This window comes from Cupriavidus sp. C1SS-2L, assembly GCF_057073735.1.
Window position 1 is genome coordinate 310514 of the sequence record NZ_CP172710.1, and the last position, 22894, is coordinate 333407.

20 protein-coding genes and 1 pseudogene are annotated in these 22894 nt (G+C 60.7%); 9 read left to right on the top strand and 12 right to left on the bottom strand.

Annotated features, from left to right (window positions below; genetic code table 11):
• Window positions 1–27 precede the first annotated feature (27 nt).
• The 3 genes from ACIGJG_RS32145 (at window position 28) to ACIGJG_RS32155 (ending at window position 1130) form a co-directional block, all read left to right on the top strand.
• Complete coding sequence (locus ACIGJG_RS32145; RefSeq protein WP_483674110.1) at window positions 28–390, top strand: YidH family protein; 363 nt, start codon at window positions 28–30, stop codon at window positions 388–390.
• Window positions 390–707 (top strand): DUF202 domain-containing protein, encoded by a 318-nt coding sequence (locus tag ACIGJG_RS32150; protein WP_483674370.1) that lies wholly within the window; start codon window positions 390–392, stop codon window positions 705–707. Before ACIGJG_RS32145 ends, ACIGJG_RS32150 begins: the two co-directional genes overlap by 1 nt.
• A gap of 348 nt (window positions 708–1055) precedes the next feature.
• Window positions 1056–1130, top strand: a complete 75-nt coding sequence (locus ACIGJG_RS32155; protein ID WP_483674371.1) for a rubredoxin — start codon at window positions 1056–1058, stop codon at window positions 1128–1130.
• 304 nt (window positions 1131–1434) lie between these two features.
• On the opposite strand, the gene ACIGJG_RS32160 is transcribed toward ACIGJG_RS32155, so the two are convergent.
• Window positions 1435–3411, bottom strand: a complete 1977-nt coding sequence (locus tag ACIGJG_RS32160; protein ID WP_483674111.1) for an aconitase family protein — start codon at window positions 3409–3411, stop codon at window positions 1435–1437.
• Between the two features lie 167 nt (window positions 3412–3578).
• Between ACIGJG_RS32160 and ACIGJG_RS32165 the strand changes: the two genes are divergently transcribed.
• The 3 genes from ACIGJG_RS32165 (at window position 3579) to rraA (ending at window position 6143) form a co-directional block, all read left to right on the top strand.
• Entirely contained in the window at window positions 3579–4469 is an 891-nt protein-coding gene (locus ACIGJG_RS32165) for a LysR family transcriptional regulator (protein WP_483674112.1), read from the top strand.
• Between the two features lie 129 nt (window positions 4470–4598).
• Window positions 4599–5579, top strand: coding sequence for a Bug family tripartite tricarboxylate transporter substrate binding protein (locus ACIGJG_RS32170; RefSeq protein ID WP_483674113.1), 981 nt, complete (start codon window positions 4599–4601; stop codon window positions 5577–5579).
• 36 nt (window positions 5580–5615) lie between these two features.
• Window positions 5616–6143, top strand: a complete 528-nt coding sequence (rraA, locus tag ACIGJG_RS32175) for a ribonuclease E activity regulator RraA (protein ID WP_483674114.1) — start codon at window positions 5616–5618, stop codon at window positions 6141–6143.
• A gap of 763 nt (window positions 6144–6906) precedes the next feature.
• Here the strand turns inward: rraA and ACIGJG_RS32180 are convergent.
• Window positions 6907–7707 (bottom strand): UPF0149 family protein, encoded by an 801-nt coding sequence (locus ACIGJG_RS32180; protein ID WP_483674115.1) that lies wholly within the window; start codon window positions 7705–7707, stop codon window positions 6907–6909.
• A 545-nt stretch (window positions 7708–8252) separates the two neighbouring features.
• Here ACIGJG_RS32180 and ACIGJG_RS32185 point away from each other — a divergent pair.
• Complete coding sequence (locus ACIGJG_RS32185) at window positions 8253–8945, top strand: alpha/beta hydrolase family protein (protein WP_483674116.1); 693 nt, start codon at window positions 8253–8255, stop codon at window positions 8943–8945.
• Window positions 8946–9080: 135 nt separating this feature from the next.
• Here ACIGJG_RS32185 and ACIGJG_RS32190 read toward each other — a convergent pair.
• The 6 genes and pseudogenes from ACIGJG_RS32190 to ACIGJG_RS32215 form a co-directional block, all read right to left on the bottom strand.
• Window positions 9081–10184 (bottom strand): annotated as a pseudogene (locus ACIGJG_RS32190) (ATPase domain-containing protein); the annotation flags it as partial.
• A 334-nt stretch (window positions 10185–10518) separates the two neighbouring features.
• Window positions 10519–10782 (bottom strand): DUF2188 domain-containing protein, encoded by a 264-nt coding sequence (locus ACIGJG_RS32195; protein ID WP_483674117.1) that lies wholly within the window; start codon window positions 10780–10782, stop codon window positions 10519–10521.
• A 62-nt stretch (window positions 10783–10844) separates the two neighbouring features.
• The gene (locus ACIGJG_RS32200) at window positions 10845–11057 is read right to left on the bottom strand and encodes a DUF2188 domain-containing protein (protein ID WP_041680728.1); all 213 of its coding nucleotides are present in this window, start codon (window positions 11055–11057) and stop codon (window positions 10845–10847) included.
• Window positions 11058–11479: 422 nt separating this feature from the next.
• Window positions 11480–11698, bottom strand: coding sequence for a DUF2188 domain-containing protein (locus tag ACIGJG_RS32205; RefSeq protein ID WP_483674118.1), 219 nt, complete (start codon window positions 11696–11698; stop codon window positions 11480–11482).
• Between the two features lie 701 nt (window positions 11699–12399).
• Complete coding sequence (gene bcsS / locus ACIGJG_RS32210) at window positions 12400–13140, bottom strand: cellulose biosynthesis protein BcsS (protein WP_011295802.1); 741 nt, start codon at window positions 13138–13140, stop codon at window positions 12400–12402.
• Window positions 13141–13153: 13 nt separating this feature from the next.
• On the bottom strand, window positions 13154–15292 hold the full coding sequence (locus tag ACIGJG_RS32215; protein ID WP_011295801.1) for a glycosyltransferase family 2 protein: 2139 nt from the start codon (window positions 15290–15292) through the stop codon (window positions 13154–13156).
• 585 nt (window positions 15293–15877) lie between these two features.
• Between ACIGJG_RS32215 and ACIGJG_RS32220 the strand changes: the two genes are divergently transcribed.
• Entirely contained in the window at window positions 15878–16411 is a 534-nt protein-coding gene (locus ACIGJG_RS32220; protein ID WP_166487193.1) for a hypothetical protein, read from the top strand.
• Window positions 16412–16519: 108 nt separating this feature from the next.
• Here ACIGJG_RS32220 and ACIGJG_RS32225 read toward each other — a convergent pair whose 3' ends face one another.
• A complete protein-coding gene (locus ACIGJG_RS32225) occupies window positions 16520–16684 on the bottom strand; it encodes an IS3 family transposase (RefSeq protein ID WP_166487192.1) in 165 nt (54 codons plus the stop codon).
• 589 nt (window positions 16685–17273) lie between these two features.
• Between ACIGJG_RS32225 and ACIGJG_RS32230 the strand changes: the two genes are divergently transcribed.
• Complete coding sequence (locus ACIGJG_RS32230; RefSeq protein WP_011295800.1) at window positions 17274–17477, top strand: cold-shock protein; 204 nt, start codon at window positions 17274–17276, stop codon at window positions 17475–17477.
• A 433-nt stretch (window positions 17478–17910) separates the two neighbouring features.
• On the opposite strand, the gene ACIGJG_RS32235 is transcribed toward ACIGJG_RS32230, so the two are convergent.
• The 3 genes from ACIGJG_RS32235 to ACIGJG_RS32245 all read right to left on the bottom strand — a co-directional run bounded on the left by ACIGJG_RS32235 (window position 17911) and on the right by ACIGJG_RS32245 (window position 22690).
• Window positions 17911–18324, bottom strand: a complete 414-nt coding sequence (locus tag ACIGJG_RS32235; protein WP_483674119.1) for a DUF2188 domain-containing protein — start codon at window positions 18322–18324, stop codon at window positions 17911–17913.
• 351 nt (window positions 18325–18675) lie between these two features.
• Complete coding sequence (locus ACIGJG_RS32240; RefSeq protein WP_483674120.1) at window positions 18676–19290, bottom strand: glycine-rich domain-containing protein; 615 nt, start codon at window positions 19288–19290, stop codon at window positions 18676–18678.
• 70 nt (window positions 19291–19360) lie between these two features.
• The gene (locus ACIGJG_RS32245; RefSeq protein WP_483674121.1) at window positions 19361–22690 is read right to left on the bottom strand and encodes a bifunctional diguanylate cyclase/phosphodiesterase; all 3330 of its coding nucleotides are present in this window, start codon (window positions 22688–22690) and stop codon (window positions 19361–19363) included.
• Window positions 22691–22894 lie beyond the last annotated feature (204 nt).

Consider the following 22894-nt stretch of genomic DNA (forward strand, 5'->3'; position numbering starts at 1 on the left):
CATGGCATACCGACAGATGAGGGCCGAATGATGGCCCGACCGAAATGGCAGCAGCAGGGGAGCGAGCCCGACTACCGGTTCTCGCTTGCGAACGAGCGTACCTTCCTCGCGTGGATCAGGACCGCACTCGCGATCCTGGCCGGGGGTGTTCTGCTGGATCAGTTCGCCGGACATGTTGAACCGAAGATCCTGCTGGCAACGGTTGCGCTCGCATTGTCAGCGCTGGCAGCGGTGATTGCCTGTTGCGCATACTCGCGCTGGAAGGGCAACGAGATCGCCATGCGCAATGCTGGCCCGTTGCCGGCATCCCGTGGAATTCCATTGCTGGGTGCCGCGATCGTCTGCGTTGCGTTGGTTCTCTCTCTCGGGCTCTTGCTAAAGTTTCATTGATGCGAGATCCAGGGGTTCAACCTGAACGTACGGCGTTGGCCTGGCACCGCACGGCGCTAGCCATGCTGGTCAATGGCGCGCTGTTGGTCCGCGCAGCGGCTGAGGCTCGATCGCCGCTGGCCTGGGCGGTCGCTCTCCTGGTCGTGGTTTCCGCCTTGGGGTTGTTTGTCCTTGGATGGCTCAGAGGCCGAGCCATCCTGTTCGCTGCGGCATCCTCTTCATCGCCGCATGCCGCAGCGATCGCCGCGCTGGTCGGTGCCGTTTGGCTTGCCTGCGCAGCGGTGATCTTAAGCGGCTTCCTCGAGATGTTCGGATAGTCGCGAGCGGTGAAGAGTCCAATCCGGCGCATACAATGCGCGCATGACTGCGATCCCGGGCCGGAGACCTCCCTCCTTCAACTTCGCTCTCCATAGCAGTGCCACGGTCCGCAACCATGCCACTAGCCCGGGGCGGGAAGGCCGAGATGCGCGTGGCCTGCTATCAGTCGCGTGATTCGGCCTGCTTCGATCGTCGCTTCCCGACCCCTCTGAGCCATTCATCTCCCTATCGCATGAGTGTCGTAAAGATGGCCTAGACCGGTCGTCGACGACGATTCATGGGCGCCGTTGGAGCTTCGCGAAGCAGAGAAGCGCCCATGTATGCCACCTCCTCTTTTATGGAAGTCGATGCGGCGGCGTGCTACACGCTGGGAAGACATTCCGGATGACTGGCACCGCCCGGAATGCGATGTCGGCAAGTAAGACTTTGCGATGGTGTCGTAATCTTGCAGCCCTAATGCGAGCCGGACATGCTGCCCGCCGTCAGTCGCGTCAGACTGTTGCCCGTGGCGTTGGCATGATTCAGGTATTCGACACCTGCGTCTACGACACCATTTCATCTCCTTCCCTTGAAATGTGTCATGCAACTTGCTTGGGAAAACTCCTCGGTGAATTTTGGACGCACGTCGCCCGCCTCCGGCAACGGGACGCATGCGTGTAGGTCTGAACTGTTACGGGCGCGAGAGGGAAGACAGACCCCGGCACGGCGGGGTCACGTCATACGTCCTCAATGAGATGCAGCAGTGGCGTGCCGCTGCAGCGCCTCAAACGAAACGAGCTTGCCGGCGATGGCACTGGCCGCCACGGTAGGAGGACTGGCCAACCAGACTTGCCCAGGGCCTGAGCGTCCAGGGAAGTTCCGGTTAATGGAGCTAACGGTGACCTGCTCGGCGCCCGTGGAGGATCCGGGGCCGCAGTTGGCGCAGGCGCCGCATGACGGTTGCAAGATGCGCGCGCCGACCGCTTCAAAGGCTTTCAGGTAGCCCTTCTTCTGGCAGTAGTCCCGGACGTCGGTCGTGCCGAACTGAAGATAGAGGGTCACGTGCTCAGGGACTTTCAGGCCATGCTCGGCGGCCCATTGGAATACCGCGTGATACTGGTCGAAGTCCTCGCGCTTACCAGCAGTGCAAGAGCCACCGTAGGCTATGTCTACCTTCACCGTCTCATCGAGTGTGGCAAGCGGCAGGCCATTGCCGGGGTCGCCGGGGCGGGCAACCATTGGCGACAGTACGCTGCAATCCACTTGGAGAGTCTCGGCGTAGTGGGCACCGTCGTCACTGCGCATCCAGGGTTCGACCTGGAACGCGATGCCTCGCCGCTCCAGAAGAAAGCGGACTGTCTCGTCATCCGGTGCCACGATGCCAGTGAACCCGCCGAGTTCAGCGCACATGTTGGTTAGCGTGGCGCGTTCGTCCACGCTCATGGCGAAAACTACCGGACCGGTGAATTCGAAGACCTTGCCGACTCCGGCGCCGGCCTTGATGGCCGGCTGCGCCAGCAACTGAAGAACGACATCCTTGGCGGTCACGCCTGCCGGCAACTTGCCGAGCAGTTCGACGCGGATGGACTCCGGCAGCGTCATGCGCACCGCCCCTGTCACGAATGCATTGGCCATATCAGTCGTGCCCACGCCAAAGGCGACGCAACCCAGGGCCCCGCTGTGAGGGGTATGAGAGTCCGTGCCAACCACAACCTGGCCAGGCAACGCATATCGCTCGGCCATCATGGCGTGGGAGATACCCGCCACGTTGCTGCCATCATCCTTCGACAGCTCTTCGTCTGTCAGGGTACGGTGGAACGTGAGCCCGTAAGTCTTCACAAAGTCCCGTTGAGCAAAGCGCATCTGCACGACGTTTTCCACGAGACCGTTGCGAACGTGCGCGGGGCTTTGGGTCACGTACGAGGTGTGGTCCTCGAAGACAACGATATGGTCAGCCTGCCTCAACGACAATGGCTTGCCGAATGCGGCGTGCAGCATGTGCGCGCACATACCGGTGTAGTACTCATGAATGAATCGCCAATGGGCTTGCACAAAGACGCCGTCGCCAGGCTTTGGGTCGGCAGGGGTGACGGGCGTCGCCAGCAAGTTACGTCGGACAATTTTCTCAAACAGCGTTTGAGGGCGCTCTGCGTGCACTTTCGCCGCCGGTGCGACCTGGGTCAGGTACTCCTGGCCAAACTTGAGCAGACCGCCATGCTTGAGGATGGATGCGGCCAGCGCGTCTCGACCCCGTACGAGCTCATCGAGCGGAATGGCTTCCCCTGCTACCAGCCGGGGCACCAAGCTGTAGTCTGTGGACGTATACAGCCCAATGTTGTCGGCGTTCTGCCGGTAAATCCGTTCAAAGCTTTTTGCGATGACCAGCCGGATACCGGCGAGTTTCTCCGCCGCCGGGCTGTGTTCACGGGATGACCCCTTGCCGTAGCGATTGCCCGCAACGGTGACGTAGAACTTACCCTCCCGGACGGCATTCCGTGCAACGGGCAGCGTCGCGCCGACCTTGTAGCCCGTGTACGGATACTGTCCCAGGGCGTCGTCGTAATGAGTGAGGATGGGAACCGGCGTAATCTCGTCGGTGGAAACATCGTCGCGAAGTGGCTCGCAGTCGGCGAGCGTGAGTCGCTGTCCCTGCAATTGCTTTTCCATTGCCGCCGTCGAGTCGGCCAGATACAAGACGCGGCCATTCGGCTCGAGGACGCTCATGGGAATCTCCTGTGGGATTTCCTTGGACTGTACGTCCGTCTGTTCCTCAGGATGAAGCGCTGATGTAGCATTCCCGGTATCGCGGCAGCGTATATCAGGTAAACCCTAGGGTGAGGGTCGCCAACTCTCTGCGGACTGTCCGCCGTTGCACTTGCGCCCACAAAACCATGCACCGTATCGACCCGGTCAGTATTCAACTCTTCCTTTCCGTCGCGCGGGAAGGCTCCATCAAGCGGGCGGCGGAACGCGAGCATATCGCCCAGTCGGCCCTGAGCCGCCGTATTGCCGAGCTCGAACGCAACCTCGGCGTGGGGCTGTTTATCCGCTCCACCACTGGCGTGGTATTGACGAGTGCAGGCGAGCGCGCCTTGGAGTTGGGCAGGAAGCTTAACGCGGACATTGTTGCCTTTACGCGTGAGGTGCAGGATCTCGGCGATAGGGTCGCGGGCGTCGTCAGGCTGTCTGCAAGTCCGTCGGCGATTATCGGTTTCCTTCCGGAGCGTTTGCACGTGTTCAAGCAAGCCCATCCGCTCGTCGACATTGCGTTGCTCGAACGGTCGACGGCCGAGTCGATTCGCGCCTGTCTGGACGATGTGGTGGATGTCGGCATTGGCGTGGCGACAAATGCGCAGCCTGGTCTGGAATCTTGGCCATTCGCCGTAGATCCGCTGAACGTGGTCGTCCCTGTTAATCACCCACTGGCAAGCCGTAAGCGGCTTCGATATGCCGAAATTCTCGACCACCCGTTGGTGGTCGTGCAGCCAGGGGGCGCTTTGGCGCAGGAACTCCGTGAACAGGCGACCAATCTGCGGGTGCCGTTAAACCAAAGCGTGGCGGTATCCAGTTTTGAGGCCGGCTGTCGCATGGTGGAGGCGGGATTGGGGATCGCTGTCCTACCAACGAGCGCCAGTGCGGCCTATGCAGGCTCCGACCGGTTCGTCAGAATACCGCTCAAAGAAGCATGGAGTAATCGGCACTTGTTGATTTACACGCCCTACAAGAATCCGCGGTTGCGCGCCGTGTCGGCGTTGGTGGAGGCCCTTAAGCAGCAAGGGTAGGTCGGATATGCTGGCGCGCGATAGCGGGTCTAGCGGATTAGCACTCTGCTGCTGGAAATGTTCGCACTAAACTCCGTCCCATCGGTCATCGCCTGGACAAGCGGTGACACACAATAGACGGAGACATCAATGCCCACCTCACTTCTGAAGCAAGTGCGCCATGCAGTTGTTGTACTGACATCGTGTGCGCTTGTGACAGGAACCCTATCCCCCGCGCTAGCACAAACGCCCATTCGCTTGATCGTGCCCACTCAGGCGGGTTCACAAGCCGATGCCGTGGCGCGCGCCATGAGTCAGTGCCTGTCCAAGAATTTGGGCCACTCCGTTGTCGTTGAGAACTTACCAGGTGCTGGCGGTGTGCCAGGGACGCAGCAAATTGTGCGCGCACCGAAGGACGGTTCGACGCTCGGCTTGATCTCCTCGAATCACGTGATCAATCCGTTCATCTATAAGAACATGCCGTATGACGCGCTCAAAGACATCACGCCTATCACGGTCATCGGCACGTTGCCGCTGGTGCTGGTGGTGAATCCATCCGTGCGCGCGAACAACACGAAGGAACTCATCGCCTTGCTGAAGGCAAAGCCGGGCGAATACAACTACGGTTCGTCAGGCAATGGCACGGTCTTGCACCTCGCCGGACAACTCTTCGCGAGCGAGGCGAAGGTCAATGTCAGCCACGTCCCGTACAAGGGGGCGGGCAATTATACAACCGACCTGGTGGGTGGTCAGATCCAGCTTGGATTCCTGACGCTGCAGACCGTGCTGCCCCTGGTCAAGGCCGGCAAGCTTAAAGCCATCGCAGTATCGACGGCGCAGCGCGTCCCTGGTTTGCCCGACGTGCCGACGCTCGCGGAATCCGGACTGCCGCAGTACAACTTTGATGCATGGCTGGCGATTGTTGGCCCCGCCGGCATGCAGCCCCATAACGTGACCCAATTGCAGACCAAGATCAAGGCGACGCTGCAAGACAAGGAAGTACAGGAACAGCTTGCTCAGCAGGGTGTGATCGTTTCCACGGCGTATGCCGACGGTGCGACGACTTTCTTCAAGGCAGAATTGGACAAGCACGCCAAGATCGTGAAGCAGGCCGGCGCCACCCTCAACTGATTGGCAGTGATTACGGCGGGCCCACGCCCGGACTCCATGCATTCCTCCAGCTTTCCCTCGACCAGTGATTTGGCGGATAGCCATCCGGATCTTGTCCACGGCTTTGCCTCGCCGTTCCAGAGCTATGGCGGGCGGCGGGCCTTCCACGGAAGGATTGCGACGGTCCAGTGCTTCGAGAATGCGGGAGCCATCCGGGCGTGCCTGGCCGAGCCTGGCCTCGGCAGAGTGCTTGTCGCGGACGCAGGCGGTTCCCGCCGAGTCGCCGTGCTGGGTGACAAGATGGCGCGCCTGGGCATGAGCAACGGATGGGCCGGTGTCATGATCAATGGCGCCATCCGCGACTGCGAGACGTTGACGCAATTGGACTTCGGCGTGGTGGCCCTCGGTCCAGTACCGGTGCGCGGCGCGCTGGAAGGCGATGGAAGGCGGGGTGGGGATCTCGTCATCGCTGACATCCCGTTTTCCGCAGGCGCCTATGTCTATATAGACGCCGATGGCATTCTCATCGCCGGGGATGCGTTGAATGTCGACATCACCGAGGGTGGCGGTTGCATCCCCTCATGAGGCGGATTCTTTAGGCGCGTGTTGGTTCGGGGCTGGTTTCACCGGCTGCAGGCGTAGAGCAGAAAGTCCCGGACAACCGTTGCGGAAGAAGAAAGCTCAGCATCCTTACGTCAAATCACCCCGACTTCCATATCGGGAGCAGGCAAGCCGAGCGGTCCGGTCTCGGTCTCCTTGCCTTCCATTAACCATGGGCGCAAACCATGTCCGACAACACGGTGAAGCCGAAACCATGTGCGAACAGGCCACGCAGGTCGTTCGAAACGCGATGTTTGGCGACAGCCGCCTGGCTTGCCAATAGCGCATCGTCGAGGCGTTGCTTCGTCAATGGTCAGGGGAGAAGGGAGTGACCGGGTGCGGCCCAGGGTTGACGGCTCACATGCTGGTAAAGGTCGTTACCTTCCGCCGTCAGAGCGACGCCATGCTGTAGGCGGTTGAAGAGGCAAAAGAACGCGAGGCCGCCAAGCCCCCGACTTTGGCGCTGAATGCCGGGCGACTGTCCTGACCGACCCGTCACGGCCATTTGACTTCGCGCGGTTCCTCCGGCAGTTTCCAAATGCGAGCCGACGTTCGAACGGCCGGATGATGGAGTGGGCCAACGGCTGTAGATGGCCGGACACGGCCCCCTCGAGCAAGTCGCCGAGGCCACTGGTCGCTCGACTTTGGGCGGCGACCACCAGAACCCGACTCGCCAGAGCAATTCGGGCGGCCGCCAGTCGAAAGACAAGGTACATGCAGCTATAAACTGCGAGAAAGCGCTTTGCCCTTATCTCCCGTGGCACTTCTTGAACTTCTTGCCGCTGCCGCAAGGGCACCGGTCGTTGCGACCGGGCTGGTCGGCCCTCACCACGGCCTCCACGCGCGGGCCCAGGTTCTTCCAGATCTGGCGCAGGTCGTAGACAGCCCAGATCGCCTCGCCGAAGGTTTCCACGCGCGTCTGGCTGGTGCTGGGCGGGCCATCCTCGCTGTACATGCAGACCTCGGGCTGGCCGGTGTCGTCCTCGGTCAGGGCGACAATGGCGTCGAGCGCGTCGTCCAGCCACTGGGCGGCCTCCTTGTCGCAGGGGGCGGCCCATTCCTCGGGCCCGTTCTCCACCGCGAACATGAAGCCCAGCGCCCACACCTGGCCAAACGACGGGATTTCCCGCCCGTCCATCTCGGCGCGCTCTTCCTGGGGCAGGCTCAAGATGGCGCCGCGCATGTCCATGGCTTCGGGATGGAAGGTGCGTTCGTCCTCCAGCGTCTCCACGGGCTGGTCGAGCTGATGCTCCACCTCGTTCCATCGACGCTGCCAGAGCTCCATGAAGCGGGTCTGCTGGGCCGCTTCATGGAACGCGGGCAGCAACGGCAGCGGGCTGCCCTCGGCCACGTCGAGCGCCGCGCCGTCGCCCAGTAGCATGGGCAGGTAGTCGGCAGCCGGGATGCGGCGGCGCGTGCAGACCAGGGCCGTGAGAAAGCCGTCGCAGAACTCCCATTGCGGGATTTCCTCAGTGCGCTGGCGCAGGTCGTCCAGCAGATCGTCAAGCTCCTGGAGTTCGTCGGGCGTCAGGGCGGTGGCTTCGGTCATGGGGTGGGTTCTCGCGGTGCGGGGTGGGGTGCGCTGGACGCATCGCTGCGAAGTACAGCGCCGCCCCATTGCAGAAGTGCGGCGTACGACTTGCAAGACCGTGACGTTTGGTACCGCGCGCCAAGCCGGGTGCACCCCCGCGACCGTTCGCCGGAGCGGCGGCCGCTCCCGACTGGCTCCTTTTGGCCGAACCCAGAATCTTTTGCAGCGGGACATGCTCTTCCAGAGAGACAGATAAATGAACTGCCCTTCGAGAACTTCCTTTGACGCTGATTGCAGCGTCGTAACAGCTCGCTGACAATGATGCAGGCGTGCTATTACGCAGATGTCTCAAAGCGCGGATTACGTTGCGGCCCACAGGTCGGGCTTGCGGTCGTCAACCGACACATCCCGACTGCGGCTCCGTTCACGACGGGCGCGCGCTCCATAGATGGGCCGGCAAACTCCACCTGCCCAATGCCTGGCCGGAGGCCGCCACAAACGCTCCCCGATGCCTCCTTGATGCAGAGTCGGCGCAAAGGCCACAACGACACGACCTGAATACGATGGACGACTCAGAATCGCTTTCCCTGGCACTGCCCGACAGCACTAGGGTTTCTGCGCTCCTCCGAGTGCCGGAGGACGCGCGAGCCCTGTATGTCTTCGCGCACGGTGCCGGAGCGGGCATGCAGCACGCCGGCATGTCGTCATTGGCCGACGCGCTTGCGGCGGCCAATGTCGCCACATTGCGTTACCAGTTTCCGTACATGGAGCGGGGCTCCAAGCGGGTGGACTCGCCGGCCGTGGCACATGCTGCCGTGCAGGCAGCCGTTGCAGAGGCCCGCCGGCGGCTGCCAGCCCTGCCGCTCTTCGCGGGCGGCAGGTCGTTCGGCGGCCGCATGACGTCCCAGGCCCAAGCCATCTCACCGCTCGACGGCGTGCGTGGCCTTGCTTTCGTCGCGTTCCCGCTGCACCCGGCGGGTGCGCCCGGCGTGGAGCGGGCACAGCACCTAGCGGACGTCATGGTGCCGATTCTCTTCCTGCAGGGCACGCGCGACAAGCTGGCCGAGCTTCACCTGCTGAGGTCGGTCGTCGAGACGCTCGGGCCACGCGCCACGCTGCATGTGGTGGACGACGCAGATCATTCGTTCCATGTGCGCGCGTCCTCCGGCCGGACCGACGCGGAGGTCGTACTCGAACTGGCACGGACGATGTCGGCGTGGTTCTTCGCCCAAGGAGAGTTCGTGCGCGTTATCTGAGCAAGGGCAGGAATGCTGGTAGCACAGTCGAGACGGCGAGCCGGAGAACTCGCCGTGCTGCACTCGCCCGCTCAATCTTGTCGCTATCCGCAGATGGTCTGTCGCATAGCCAAGATAAGCGACGCCTGTCGCGTCGGTCAGACCGCCCGGCCCAATCCCAAACTCACGAATCGTGTCCTCGTGGAATCCGGTGCGCTTCTTGATCACGGACACAGCGCGCCTCACCGTTCCCGTTGCCTCGAAATAGCGCAGGAGGATCACAGTGTCTGCAAGATAGGTGATGTCTACGGGAGCCTTCATGTCTCCCACCAAGCCATATTGCGCAACCGTGAGATACGTCGTGGCACCCTGACGGTTCAGATACTGCAGAAGCTCATGTACGTGCAAAATGAGTGCCCGTTCTTCTGGCATGGCCGACTGGTAGCCGTTCAAACTGTCAATGGCAACCGTTTTGGCGTGCGCCAAATCTACCCGCTCCCGGACCCGGTGAGCAAATTCGCCAGGGGAAAGCTCTGCTGCGTCGACTTGCTCGATATGCAGATTTCCGCTTGCGCGCATGCTTTCCAGATCGGAACCCATGGCCCGGCTTCGCTCGAAAAGCAGCCCGAGCTCTTCATCGAACACGAACATCGCCGCGCGCTCACCCCGACGAACGGCCGCTGCGAGGAACTGGAGAACGAATGTGCTCTTGCCGGTGCCCGCAGGCCCGAGAATGAGAGCGCTGGAGCCTTGCTCGATCCCTCCGCCGAGCAAGGCATCAAGCTCCGGTATATCGGACTCCATCCGGGTTCGCGCAAAGTTCGTGTGATGCTCGGCGGCGACAAGACGCGGAAAAACCGTAACGCCCCCGGCTCGACTGGTGAAATCGTGATAGCCCCCACGGAATGCCTGGCCTCGATATTTCGAGATTCTTATGCGGCGGCGCTCGGCGCCATATTCCGGGGACAGTTCCTCAAGCATTATCACGCCGTGAACGACGCTATGGACGGTCTTGTCCATCTGTTCCGCCGTCAAGTCGTCCAGCAAAACGACGGTTGTCCCTTGCCGGGCAAAGTAATGCTTGAAGGCAAGAATCTGGCGCCGGTAACGCAAGGAATTTTGGGTCAGGAGGCGTATTTCCGAGAGGCTGTCCAACACTACCCTCGCGGGGCGCACCTTTTCGAAAAACTCGAATATCTGCCTGACTGTCTCACCGAGCTCCAGATCGTACGAATGCAGCAGGCTCTGCTGCTGCTCGGCATATCAGATGTTAGTTTTCTTGATCCTAGGCGACATTGACGCGCGAACAGCTTGTTGGCTAGGTTCGGGCCGACGTTCCCCGCGCCAGTCTCTTCTCTTTGTGCGACCGGCAGGCCGCACTCGTGAATGGTGAGCCCATGTTGATGCTGCGGTGCACTTGGGCGGGGAATTCCGGGACGTCAGCACAGTAGCCACGCTGGTGAGGGCCTATGGCGAGGAAGAGAACGAGTTGCTGGCTTGCAGCATCAGGGCCAAGCCCGGGTTCACAACGGCGATTTCCAGGATGTGCGGTGTTGAGACGCGGAAGCATCTTCTACCCTCGCGACGGCCGTCTTTAGCATCGTCCGTCGCCCTTGCTTCGATCCATCATTGAGGTACTGGCGCCCCTTTTGATGCCGCCCCGGTCTTGGCCGTAAGAATTGCTCTCCCGGATCTGGCCGTCTCGGCCGTGGACGAATAGCTTTACTTGTCGTCTCTGAGCTTTCTCGATACCAGATACGCTGGCCTCATCTTGAGTATGGAAAATTTCTCGGCCATGCCCGCCGCCAGCGACAACAGCCCAGCGGTTACCAGCGTGTATGACGTGTACATGTTTCATGACTAGCTTAGGAAGGGATAAATTCGTCGGCACAAGGAGTTGGTTGCGCAGTCAATCGCTTGTCACGCTGCCATTCTGGCGTCACAGTCTCTGAAGTCTGGAACGTTAAGCCCATGAATCGTCAGAACTGCATCGTGCTCCATCGCCATGGGAACCCCTGCAGCGATGGCTTCGCCTTGGGAAAGATATGTGAAAGGGGCGCTATCCTGGCCGTCTGACTGAACAGCCCACTTGCCGTCGGTTGTAAGGAACACTCGAACGCGACTAATCGCCATGTGATCAAGCCTCTCTGCAGAGCTCGTCGTGGCTGATTTTTTGGGAGGCGGGCGGGGATTGCACAGTAAGTCCCTGTCCTACTTTCGTGGATGACGAAAGCGGTGGCTCTCGAAGATCACTGCTCAGTCAAGAGAAGGGGATTGGGAGGCATTGGGATTTCGTCCCGATCGGGTAACGCCCTCCGGTATGGCTGCCGTTAAGACAAAGTTTCCTCGACGATGAGGGAGCAGACCATTGGCTCCCAATGAAGCCTCAATTTCTGCGAGCTACCAAGAGTGCTGGGTTATCTCGCCTCCTTGCTCTCCTGCCTCATAGCTTTCAAAGATTGCAGCGAAGCTATCTCGCACTACCAGGATGCGTCTGCCGAGAAACTGCTCTCGCAGGCGAGCGAGCGCCCGCCGCACTTCCCTTTTTTGGCCGGCTATCCCTCGGTATCGCGCGGAGCGTTGTCGAACCAATTGTGCTCGCGAATCTGACCATCGCGACCGTGGATCAGCAATTCCCCCTGTTGTTGCCGGGCTCGTTCCGCGCCGCAGAAGATTGCCTCATCCTGTGTCTCAAACGTTTCTCGTCCAACGCCTTGCGTTTCGACTGTCCAGCGGTCGCCGACCGGTACGACGTGAATGTCATCGCCTGCCATGATTGTCTCCTGAACTTATGGAGCCAATCTGTGCCAGGCGACAAGGTGTCGGTATCAGGCGCTGTCCGACAAAAGAGAATCCGTTGCATGGTGGCGTGTGATCAAGAACCGACCAGAACCGGCCCCGTGCAGTCCGCCCCCATCGGGCGAACTTCGTCTCTTGATGCGCTCGCGGCGCAAGCGACCCAATGCTCGAATGGCCAAGCTTACCAAGAGAAAATGCCCCGCCATGCTTGGCTGACCGCGCCGCCCCGGTCTCGCCGTGCTGTCGCCTTCACAAGGCTTTGTCTGTGGTGCGGGGGCGACTGCAAATCGCTGCTTCATGCAAGATTAGGTTGCGACGACGCGTTAGGTCCGTCATTGCGAAGAGCACGCAAGCGAGCCGCCACATCGGACTGCAGGGATCCTGGCCTTCATTGGATCTTGCTCGAACAGGCTGGGACCCGGCGAACTGCAGGGCGCTAAGGCTCGAAAGGGCCATGCTACAGCGAATGCGGGTCAACCAAAGGATGCACGAACTTGAAGGGCTGTTCGTCGCCAGCTAACGGGGATATCGGCTACGCGGGTCGTTGGCCGCGTTCCCGGTCAGCCCCACGCCCAAACCATCACCATGGCACACCATGGCCCCGCCATGATCTCGCCTGGATCCTGAAACGACCCGAACAGGGGACGAAGGCGTGCCAGGGGAGCCCTTGCAGGCGTCAGAATGACTTGCTGATCTCCAGACCGCCGTAAAATGCGCGCGACACACCGGAGGTCTTCTTTACGCCCGTGAAAAAACCGAGATTCAGAGTTTGCGTGAGCGGGATCCCCGTCAATACCACGCCCCCTTGTGTGGAGTGGTAGAACGGGTCGCCATGCTTGATCAGTTCCACGCCAGCCCATGCCTTGCCGAACACTTTGTACATCACGCGCCCGCGCGCCCAGTATGCCTGGGGGCCGAAGGTGTATGAGGCTATGCCGTTGACAAGCCACCGATTCGCATACTCCTGTTGTCCCAACACGGTCAGTGCCAGACCCCATTCGCCGCCGTCGTTGCGATTGTCGGCGCCTTCCGGCGACACGCGGTTGTAGCGGTAGCGTGCTCCGGCGGTGGCTTCCACCCAGCCGGTTTCCCAGCCTTTCTGCAGACCCAGCGCCGCCTCGGCGGCCTGGCCATTCACCGAGACCTCGGTGCCGTTGGAGCCGTAGCTGTAGTGGTAATCGCTCACCACCAGCTTTTGCGTCAGGTATGGAACGGGCAGCCAGCCTGCCGACACGCCGACATACTCACTGCGCTCGCCGCCGCCAGCCAGAGTAGCGCCGCCGAACAGGGTACCGCTCTGGGCAATGAGTGGTGTCATGGCCGCCGCGCCGGCCAGAAGGGTGGCAAGCCGGAGCGCCAAGGGAGCCAGAGGTGCGCGGGCGAAGGCCCGATCCAGTTTGCGCGTGCACCGCGTCATGAAGATTCCTTTTTCAGACCACGCTTGCGCGCGGCGCGATGTTGTACAAGTGAAAATCGCCGGTGGGTGTGCTGAGCCGGCCGGTCGGCGTAAGGTTCACGGTGTGTTCGGTCACCTTCCCCGCGGCGCCCTGGCGCAGCGTGGTACTGGCCCTCAGGTCCAGCTCAATGCTGCTGAACAGCAGCGGCGCGGCGCCCTCGATGGTGGCGATGGCAACCGGCAGCTTGCCAGAGCGCAACGGCTGCATTAACAGCGCGGCCGCCCAGCTTTGCGCGAACAAAGGTCCGCTGCCTTGCCTGCCCAGCAGTTCGGCCAGCCGTGTCAGCGGAGGCGTCTCGGTTTCCGTCAGGTTCCCCATGTCAAGCTGCAACCGACTGCCATACAGGAAGGTCTCCAGCGCGCCTGTATTGCCGCGCGCATCCCACCGGAAGCGCAGCCCGACTGAAGCAGCACCGCCCAAGTCGCTGGTACGATTGCCGACGAAAGTGGCCACCGCTACGTCCTGCACGATCAGGTTGGGCAGGTGGATGAGCACATCCACGGTACTGCCGCGCGCTAGGCCTGGGACACGTTGTCCAATGTAAAGGGCGCCATTAGGAGACAAGTCCGAGGTGAGCCCGAGGTAAGTCTCGCCGTTCACTTCGAGAGTGACCGGCAAGCGCAGCGGAAACCTGTACTCGCCGCGACGGTTGGCGGCATGACGGTGGGCGAATACGGCTACCGAAACAGCCGTCGCCAGCGTGACCAGCGTCCAGATCATCGTGACAATGCCGGCGCCAATCGGAATGCTGCCCATATAGATACGGTGCACCCCCATTGGCATGCTGATGGCCTCGATGCCGGCGAGCATCAGCAGCGGCGACAGCCACAACCACACCTTGCCGGTATCGGACAACTGCTTGTCGGTAACCGCAAACGGGATATCGCGCCGAAACAACCCCATGCTGGTAGACATGAAGGCAAAGAATCGCGCCATGGCGTACTGTTCGCTGAGGAACAGCGAGTTGTAGCCACGTCCCAGCTCCAGGTGCACCAGAATCGAGAGCAGGTAGTACGGGCAGAACAGCAGCAGGAATGTGGTAAGGGGAGCGACGATGGGCACTTCGCCGAACAGGAATACGGCCGGCGGCGTAAGAAAGAAGATCAGCTTTTGCCAGCCTTCGAAGAAGAACAGCGCCGAGGCGAGATAGTTCAGCCGCTGGCCAAGCGTGAGCCCGTGCCCGAACAGGATGTTCTCCCGCCGGAACACCTGCATAGATCCCATGCCCCAGCGCATGCGCTGCTTCAGGTAAGTATCAATGCTGTGCGGCGCAAGGCCGAATGCCAGAGATTCGCCGTAGTAAACGGACCGGAACCCACGCTTGTGGAGTTTGATTGCGGTATGCACGTCCTCCGTCACGGTTTCCGTGGCAAAGCCCCCGATCTCGTCCAGTGCTGCGCGCCGGACTACTGCACAGCTTCCGCAGAAGAAGGCTGCGTTCAGGACATCCTTGCCGCGCTGGATGATCTTGAAAAACAGGGCCTGCTCGTCCCACACCCGCTTCTTGCCCAGCCGGTGGCCGAAGGAGTCGATGTTGAAGAAGTCTTGGGGCGTCTGTACGAAGGCAACCTTTTCGTCATGGAAGAAGCCAAGCGTCTTAAGCAAGAAATCCTTGCGCGGCGCGTGGTCGGCATCGAATATCGCGATGAAATCGCCATCAGTGAACTTCAGCGCGTTGTTCATGTTGCCTGCCTTGGCGTGTAGGTTGTCTTCGCGAGACAGGTAGCGGCACCCCAGTTCTGCAGCAAGTTTGCGCATGCTCTCGCGACGCCCGTCGTCGAGGAGCCAGGTCTCGTGCGGGTAGTCCATCCATTTTGCTGCGAGCAGCGTTCGGCGCAGCAGGTCGACCGATTCGTTGTAGGTGGGAACGAAGACGTCGACTTTGAGCCCTTCTTGGGGGGGCACCGGCTCGCGCACGCTCAGCCGGAAGGTCATCAGCACGAACAGCAGCCCGCTCAAGTAGCCATAGATTTCGGCGGCGTAGAGAGGGATCGAGAGCCACGGCGCAGCATGATTGATGGTGCCGATCCGCCAGACCATGTATGCCAGGCCGCAAACCACATAAATCGCGACAAGGCTGCTGATATACGGTTTGGGCTGCTCAATCTTCATGTCGGGGTCCAAATGCGTGGCTGAGGCTCAGTCGGCAACTGCCGGCCTGCACGGGGCCGTACGGCGATGCCGATAAAAAAGATTCTCGCCTGTACCAGCCTGAAGGTACATTTCTGCAATCCGACAGATCGCACAACGTAGGATTTTTGCCATTGCAGAAGGGCTCTAAGTGGCTTATATGCCAAGTTCGCGAAAGGACGCTACGTTGTTTCACCGGGTTGTGCTAACGGGCATTCTGATAGCGATGGAACGACGGAGCGTTGAGCGCGACAGGTCTGCGGACTGAAGCCACCGCGTCCGCGCGCCGTCCGGCAGGCCGCCGTCATCGCGTGTTGTGCGCACTTCTGATCGGCGCTGGTGTCGCGACGCAACTGCCGATACGGTTACCGCTATCATCGGGGACTCTCGACAGCAATCAGGCCACGCTGCCCTTTCCCAATGTGGACCAGCCCTCATCGTGCGAAATCGGCGCCGCTGATGCATCATAGCGCACCATATAGGCGCAGCATGGCGGCACAAGACAGAAGCGTGAGGATTCCAACTGCAATGAATGCGAGAAGGGGTTTCCCTTCGCAGGTTGTGGGCTTGACGGAAATCATCCATGCCATCATTGCGAATGCACCTACTGAGGTCTGTACATTCGGCAATATCGTTTTGCAGGCGATGCCACAGATGACGGTCGTTTCAGCATCGGCCATCGTCAAAGCTACACTCCAATCGGCCATCCTGCTGGCCGCCTCCGGGGAATTTCGCATGAACGATCCAGCGTTCCAACACAATCGTCCCGTCGAGGGTGACCTTGCGCTTCGCAGCGACGCAATCCGCTGGATGGGGAGCTGCCCGATCTTGTTCGGCCAGTCGGCTCGGGCGCCACGCATCATCATGACTTTCCGGCGAAAAATCATCATGACGGGTTCGGGGAGTCGGTCACCTGTCCGGAATGGATTCACCCGGAAATTCGCCAATAGGGTCTTTCAACCAACCGTCCTCATAACAAAAAGAAGCGCGACCGTCGCCGCGCCCATAATAATCTGCGAAACGGGGAGCGTTTTGCAGGGAAAAGGCCACACACCGACATCTTATGCGGGTGCGACGTCAAAGACAAATGAAGCATTCTAAGATCGGAGTTAAATCAACTATAGAACTCTGCTGTGCCGGACAAGTGTGACAGGTGTAGTGGTCAAGTTATCTTGCACACTTTTTTAGACCGCCCCAATTTTTGAAGCCTCAATATTCAACCGGCGGGATGTTCATCGTTTCCGAATGCGATCTTTGCTGGTTGTAGAAGAACAGCACGTAGTCGATGATGTCCGCCTGGGCTTGCGCAAGGTCGCGGTAGTGGGACAACGCGGTGGTGGTGCGTTTCTTCTGCTCGCTAAAGGGCGAGCTCATACGCGAGCGCATCTCAGTTGCCTGAACGTCCACAAGGCAGTTCCCACATAATGTGCGCTCATGCTGCCCGGTGCTGGTAGGACGGAACGTCTACGTTGAGACTGGTAGTGCCTTCAGCGGCGACAGGGAAAGTACCCTTGGCCTGAGGGTCTCACCTGCCAGGGTCAGTCCCGCCTGTGGCGGGGGACTCACGGTCAGTACATCTCCGTGGACACTGCATGCTGCTGGCAGAAGGGCCGATGCTACGAGACAGCCGACACGCCAGAGCTGGTGAGCTCGGCTATGGACGACGCCATTGTTGCCATCAATCGCTGCGGTGTTAACCGGAAAAAGAAGGCCTCTGCGGCCCACCGGCGGATTTCAACGTCTTCAATTTGAAGTCTGGCGTCCAGCCGGATAGTGAAGGTGGCTTCGGTAGCATTGTGGAGGCAAGTGCCTGCTCCGTTGGCGCAACGTTGCGGCACAACTTTACCTAAACCACTCGAGAAAACCTGATTATCCGCAATGGCTCGACTGTGATACAAGATAACCGCACGCCCGGCGCAAGCCGGCTACGTTCTCTACGTCTAGTCCTTGGAACATTCAGAATATGGCAACAGGTACCGTAAAATGGTTTAACGATGCGAAGGGTTTTGGGTTCATCACGCCGGACGACGGCGGCGATGATCTTTTCGCTCACTTCTCCGAGGTTCAGGGAAGTGGCTTCAAATCGCTTCAAGAGGGCCAGAAGGTCAGTTTTGAAGTCAAGCAGGGCCCCAAGGGAAAGCAGGCAGCAACTATCAAACCGCTGTAAGCTCTCTACGCTGAGAACCCATCTTGGCAGAGCAGCGATCAGGCCGATGCGTGATCGCTGCAGCTGTGAAGCAGGGCTCAATGCTCCAGACAAGGCCTAAACTTGTCGGCTCAACAGCGTATCCTAAATTTTGCTCCGTTGCGGTTTGGCGCTTGTTTGCAAAATTGTGAATACGCCACAGATCTATCCACGTCCCTCAATGTGCGCGAACGAGCGTATGTAAGCGTTCGTCGCCTACAGGTGTCCTGTCACCACCAACGATTTCCGACCAAGCGAGATAGATACCGTAGGCGACAGCGTTGCTCTGCCATCCACCTGCATGCTTCCCGTCGTCACGAACGACATCTGATTGCCGTCTCGGCACAGGCTGTGATCTCGTCATACGTCCAACGTTTCTGTTGTGGATCCACCTCTGTCAAGGTTAATACGCAATTCACCCATTCTTTCTTCTATTCTGTCGTACCCCGGGATCCGCCCCCGGGCGCACAATGCCATCATGCCGAGTGATATGCAGTTCGGCATTCTCACACTTTGCAAGCGCCCAGCCAGCCGCGATGGCATCCTCCATCGTTGAACACTGACATTGCGCTTCATTGTTCCCTGGTACCAGTACAGCCCACCCGCGCACGGCCGGCACAACACGAATAATCCTTCGTTCCATAGGTTCTTTCACGGGAGAGATAGAGCGGGCGGTGGGCAAGCGTTGAGGCACGGCTTTGGTTTTGCTTTGCACGAAGTCTAAAGACAGCGCCAGAGGGTTGGCCGGATCAAGGGCCGCTGTGCGGCGGAGTCCGTCGCTGGGCGGCACCATGCGCATGGTTGCGGTGTCATGCCTAGAGACAGGCATTCCGTCGTGTTGCCTGCGCGCAGAAGATTACCAAACACTGTAAAGGCTGCGCACGCACAGTCATGTGGCAAGCGCGATGGAAGCGGACGAGTAAAGCCTGAAGCAGCGGGGCGCGTTGCGAGCTCGTTCTGGACTTGGCCCATCCGGAAGCTGCCGAAGCCATCGTGCCGCGCCAATCTGGAGGTGACCAATGCGCGTGCCGTCGCCTGCAGGCAACACCAGCCGTGCAGGCACGATCGGAAGCCGTACGGCAGCTTCAGACTATGAACATCTCGGTGCTTACACCGCGCCATGACCGCAAGCACCCATGGTCGACCTCGCAACCTGACGGTCTTCTGTTTGAGCCGGCCGTTAGCAGGACGCGGGCTGGGACAACGTCAGGGCGCAATAGGCCGCCCGGCCGCCAGCTGCGTGATCCCGCTTGACGACTTCATTGGCTGTCGCTTCGCGAGCACAGTATGCAGGTTCGAGGGCCTTGCCCATGCGCGCGCAATACGAAGGTCCCTTGGCCATTCGAGCACAGTAGGCCGGTTCCGCCGCAGTCGCCTCGCGAGCACAGTAAGCGGGCTCGTCCGCTGCCGCCTGAGCGAAATACGAAGCTGAAGTCAACGGGCTGCCGAACTCGCGCATACTCAGCACGTCGCTCTGCGCGGCCATTTCAAACAGGCGCGCTTCATCTTCCGGGCCATCGATACCAACGTACGGATCGTGGTGCAGCACATGCCCAAAGATGTTCACGCAGTCGCTCGCATAACGCCTCGTATCCAGAATGTGGGCGTGCCAGAACGCATCCACTTGCTCGCTGGGAACGGCAGGCACGCCGGGATACTTCGCCGCCATCTTGAGGAATTGACGGTAGCCAGCTTCCGCCGACTCCAGCGATTCCGGGGTCCACTGCACCTGTTTCTGGTGCGACAGCTTGGCCTTGATCCTGGAAAAGTCAAGCGCGTCGATGGCCTGCCACATGATTTCAACGGTACGGTCCCGCATGATTCACTCCTTATTGTTGGACTACGTAAAGACGCGCCGGACCCAATCAGGCGCGCATCGGTTGTGGTCCCCGCTCGAAACCGGGACCATTCTCCATGCGGCTGGCCAGGAACGCAGTGATCTTCGCCGGCGGCAGTGGATGGCTGAAGTAGTAGCCCTGGACTTCGTCGCAGCCCTCGCTGCGTAGAAACTCGAGCTGCGCCTCGTTTTCCACGCCTTCGGCGACCACTTCCAGGCCGAGCCGGTGGCCGAGTCCGATCACCGCGGAGGTAATCTGTGTATCGCTGCGGCTTTCCGGTATATAGCGGACGAAGCTGCGGTCGATCTTGACGGTATCGATCGGGAAGCGGCTCAGGTAGGCGAGCGAGGAATAGCCGGTGCCGAAGTCGTCGATCGCCAATCGCACGCCTATTCGCTTGAGGCGCGAGAGCCAGCGCGAGGCCCGTTCGGCATCGTGCATGACCATGCTTTCGGTTAGTTCAAGCTCTAGCAGGTTGCCTGGCAGCCTCGCTTGTCGCAGGGCATCGATGATGGTGAGCCGGAGCGACTTGTCGGCGAATTGCCGTGCAGAGAGGTTGACCGCGACGCGCACTGGCGGCAGTCCTTGCGCGACCCATGCGGCATTCTGACGGCATGCTTCACGCAAGGCCCACGCGCCGATGTCGACAATGATGCCGCTCTGCTCGGCGAACGGAATGAAATCTGCAGGCATGATCAAGCCGAGGTCCGGGTGGCGCCACCGGATCAGTGCCTCCACTGCCGTACACGCCCCCGAATCGAGCACAATGCGCGGCTGGTAGTAGAGGATAAATTCCTGCTGCTCGATGGCTCGGCGAAGGTGCGATTCCATGTCGATGCGCCGCTGCAGGGACGCGCTCATGCGCTGGCAATAGAACTGGTAGCCGTTCCTGCCAATCTGCTTGGCACCGTACATGGCCAGGTCGGCATGCTTGAGCAGCGTTTGCCAGTCGTTGCCGTCCTCGGGGAACGAGCTGATGCCGATGCTTGCCGTCATGTGAATCGGCGTGTCATTGACGATGAAAGCGAGCTCAAGTGCAGCCTGGATCCTGGCGATCGTCCGGCCCAGGATCGTCGTGTCGCCCTTGGGGTCCAGCAGCACGATGAATTCATCGCCACCGAAGCGGCTGATCAGTTCTACGTCGGGCAGGCTTTCGCGTAGGCGGTCGGCCATCTCGCGCAGCACGGCATCGCCAGCGTTGTGGCCAATGGTGTCATTGACGACCTTGAATTCGTCGAGGTCGACAAAGATGACATGCAGCGCCTGCTCGCTGTTGCGCGCGCGTGTCAGCGCCTTCTCGAACTCGGCCTTGAACATCAGCCGGTTCGGCAAGCCGGTCAGGGCATCGTGATTGGCGATGAAGCGCAGGTCCTCCTCGGCCTGGCGCCTTAGCAGGTAGTGACCTGTCTGATTGGCAATACCGCTCGCCATGGTGAGCGCGTGCGCATCCGGGCTGCGCCGTGCGCGGGAATAGAGTTCGACGACGCCGAGCGTCACGGGGCCTCTGTTCAGCGGGAAGGCGAACACCGCCCGGATACCGCCCGCCACGAGCCACCGGGCTTGCCCATGGCGGGCCAGCGCGCTTCGGTTTGCATACCATTGGGGCACATGGGAATAAGCCTCACGGGCCAGACACTCAGGGTGTTCAGCGAGCCAGGGCTCCAGCGCCTTGACACGGGCAAGGGTGACGGACGGCAGCTTCAACCCATGGGTATCCTCGCTGGGCCAGAAAGCGCCGGCCTCCCAGTCCATGCCTTCAAGCAGTGTGTGGACGATATCTTCCAATACCTCGGTTTCGCTGGTGGCAGTGGCCAGGTGCAAGGCGATCTGGTGTTCCTGCGCCTGGGCTTGCTCCGCGGACTTGCGCTGGCTGATGTCCTGCGCGGTTCCCCGCAAGACGGCGCTGTCCTGCGCACCATGCGCGTGCCCGATCAGGTGCAGCCAGCCGCGGCGCCGGCCCCGGAACCGGTAGGGACACTCGAACTCAAATGGCAGGCGATCCAGCAAGGCTGCCTGCATCTTCTCGCGCAGCACGATGCGGTAGCCGGCGTCGATCGCCTCGAACAACGTTTCCGGGGTCGGTTTGTCGCCGCGCCAGCCGAGCAGCCGGGCCATTTCGCGGGAAAAGTGCGCGCTGCTCTTTTCCAGGTCGATGCGCCAGTCGCCAAGGCGGGCGATCTGCTGCGCCTCAGAGAGGGCAGCCTGGCTTTCACGCAGGTTGTACGTCATCTGTTCGGCGACGGCAACGGCGCGCGCCCGTGAACTCGACAACGCGTAGGCCAGCCAGCTCAGCAGCACGCTGATGATCAAGCCGGAGATCATCACCAGCGCCGGAAGGTAACGCTGAGGACCACTGATCGCTGTCGCATCGGCTGAAAACGCGATCACCCAGCGCCGTCCTCCGAAGTTCCGCACCACGACCATGCTCAGGACGTGCGAATTCGTGCCGCGAATGGATCCGCCATCCTCGCTTGCCGCCCCGCCATGCGTGACCAGTCCAGTCACGCTGTCATAGAGCAGATTGGTGGCGGAGGGCGAGACCGCCGGCTCGGCGAAATCTCCGGCGTCATAAACGCGGAACCGGATCCTGCGCAGGTTCTCGTTACTGGTCAGGTCCCTCATCAGATCATTCACCCGGATTCCCGCGCCCACCGAGCCGACATAGGCGCTGCGGCGCGCCGCCACGGAGTCCAGGTTCGGCCCCTTGCGATACACCGGCAAGCGCAGGGCGATGCCGACGTGCGGGTTCTTGCCCTCGCTGAAGATCAGGCGGCCGCTACTGACCGACTGGCCGGTATCGCGCGCCCGCTCAAGCGCAGCAAGACGGCGTGGCTCGGCGCCCATATCGATGCCGACCGACGCGAGGTTGATGTCGAGCGGCTCGACAAAGGTCAGCACGAAGTGGCCGGGCCGGCGGCCAGGGGGACGCACGTTGAACGTTACGCCGGCCTCGCGCAGGATGGGGTCGCTGCGCTGACGGGCCACGAAGGCATCGAGTTCGTCGGCCGGTACATACGGCGCGTAGTTCAGCGTCTGGAAACCAGGATAGCGTTGTGGCAGGTTCAGCCCGCTGACGAAATCGCGAAACTCGCCACGCGAGACATGTTCACTGGCGCCAAACAGCGCCTGCATGGTGACCAGTACGTCGGTATAGAGGCGGATCCGAGTATCGATTTGCTGGATCACGTCGCCAGTATCGTTCTCAAAACGCAGACGGACGTCCTTTTCCAGCAGATTGGTGCAGAAGACAAAGACGAAGGCCGTCGTCATCACGCCAAGCAGCAAGGTGCCCGCCGTGATGGTGCACGACCCAAGACGCCCAAACGGGCGCAGCATGCGCGCAAGCGTCTGGCGCAAGATTGTTTCCCCCGGATGTCGACGGCGGCAAGGCAAGTAGCGATTGCCGCCAACGACTGATACAAAAAATGAACTACAGCTGATACGACTATTCGAACATCTGTTTTAAATGTCTTAACAATCTATAGTAGGCCGGGGTTGACTGGCGCTGAATTTTTCGACCTACCCCCCCACTTAAGTGGGGGTAAGAAGTGGCCCGCACAG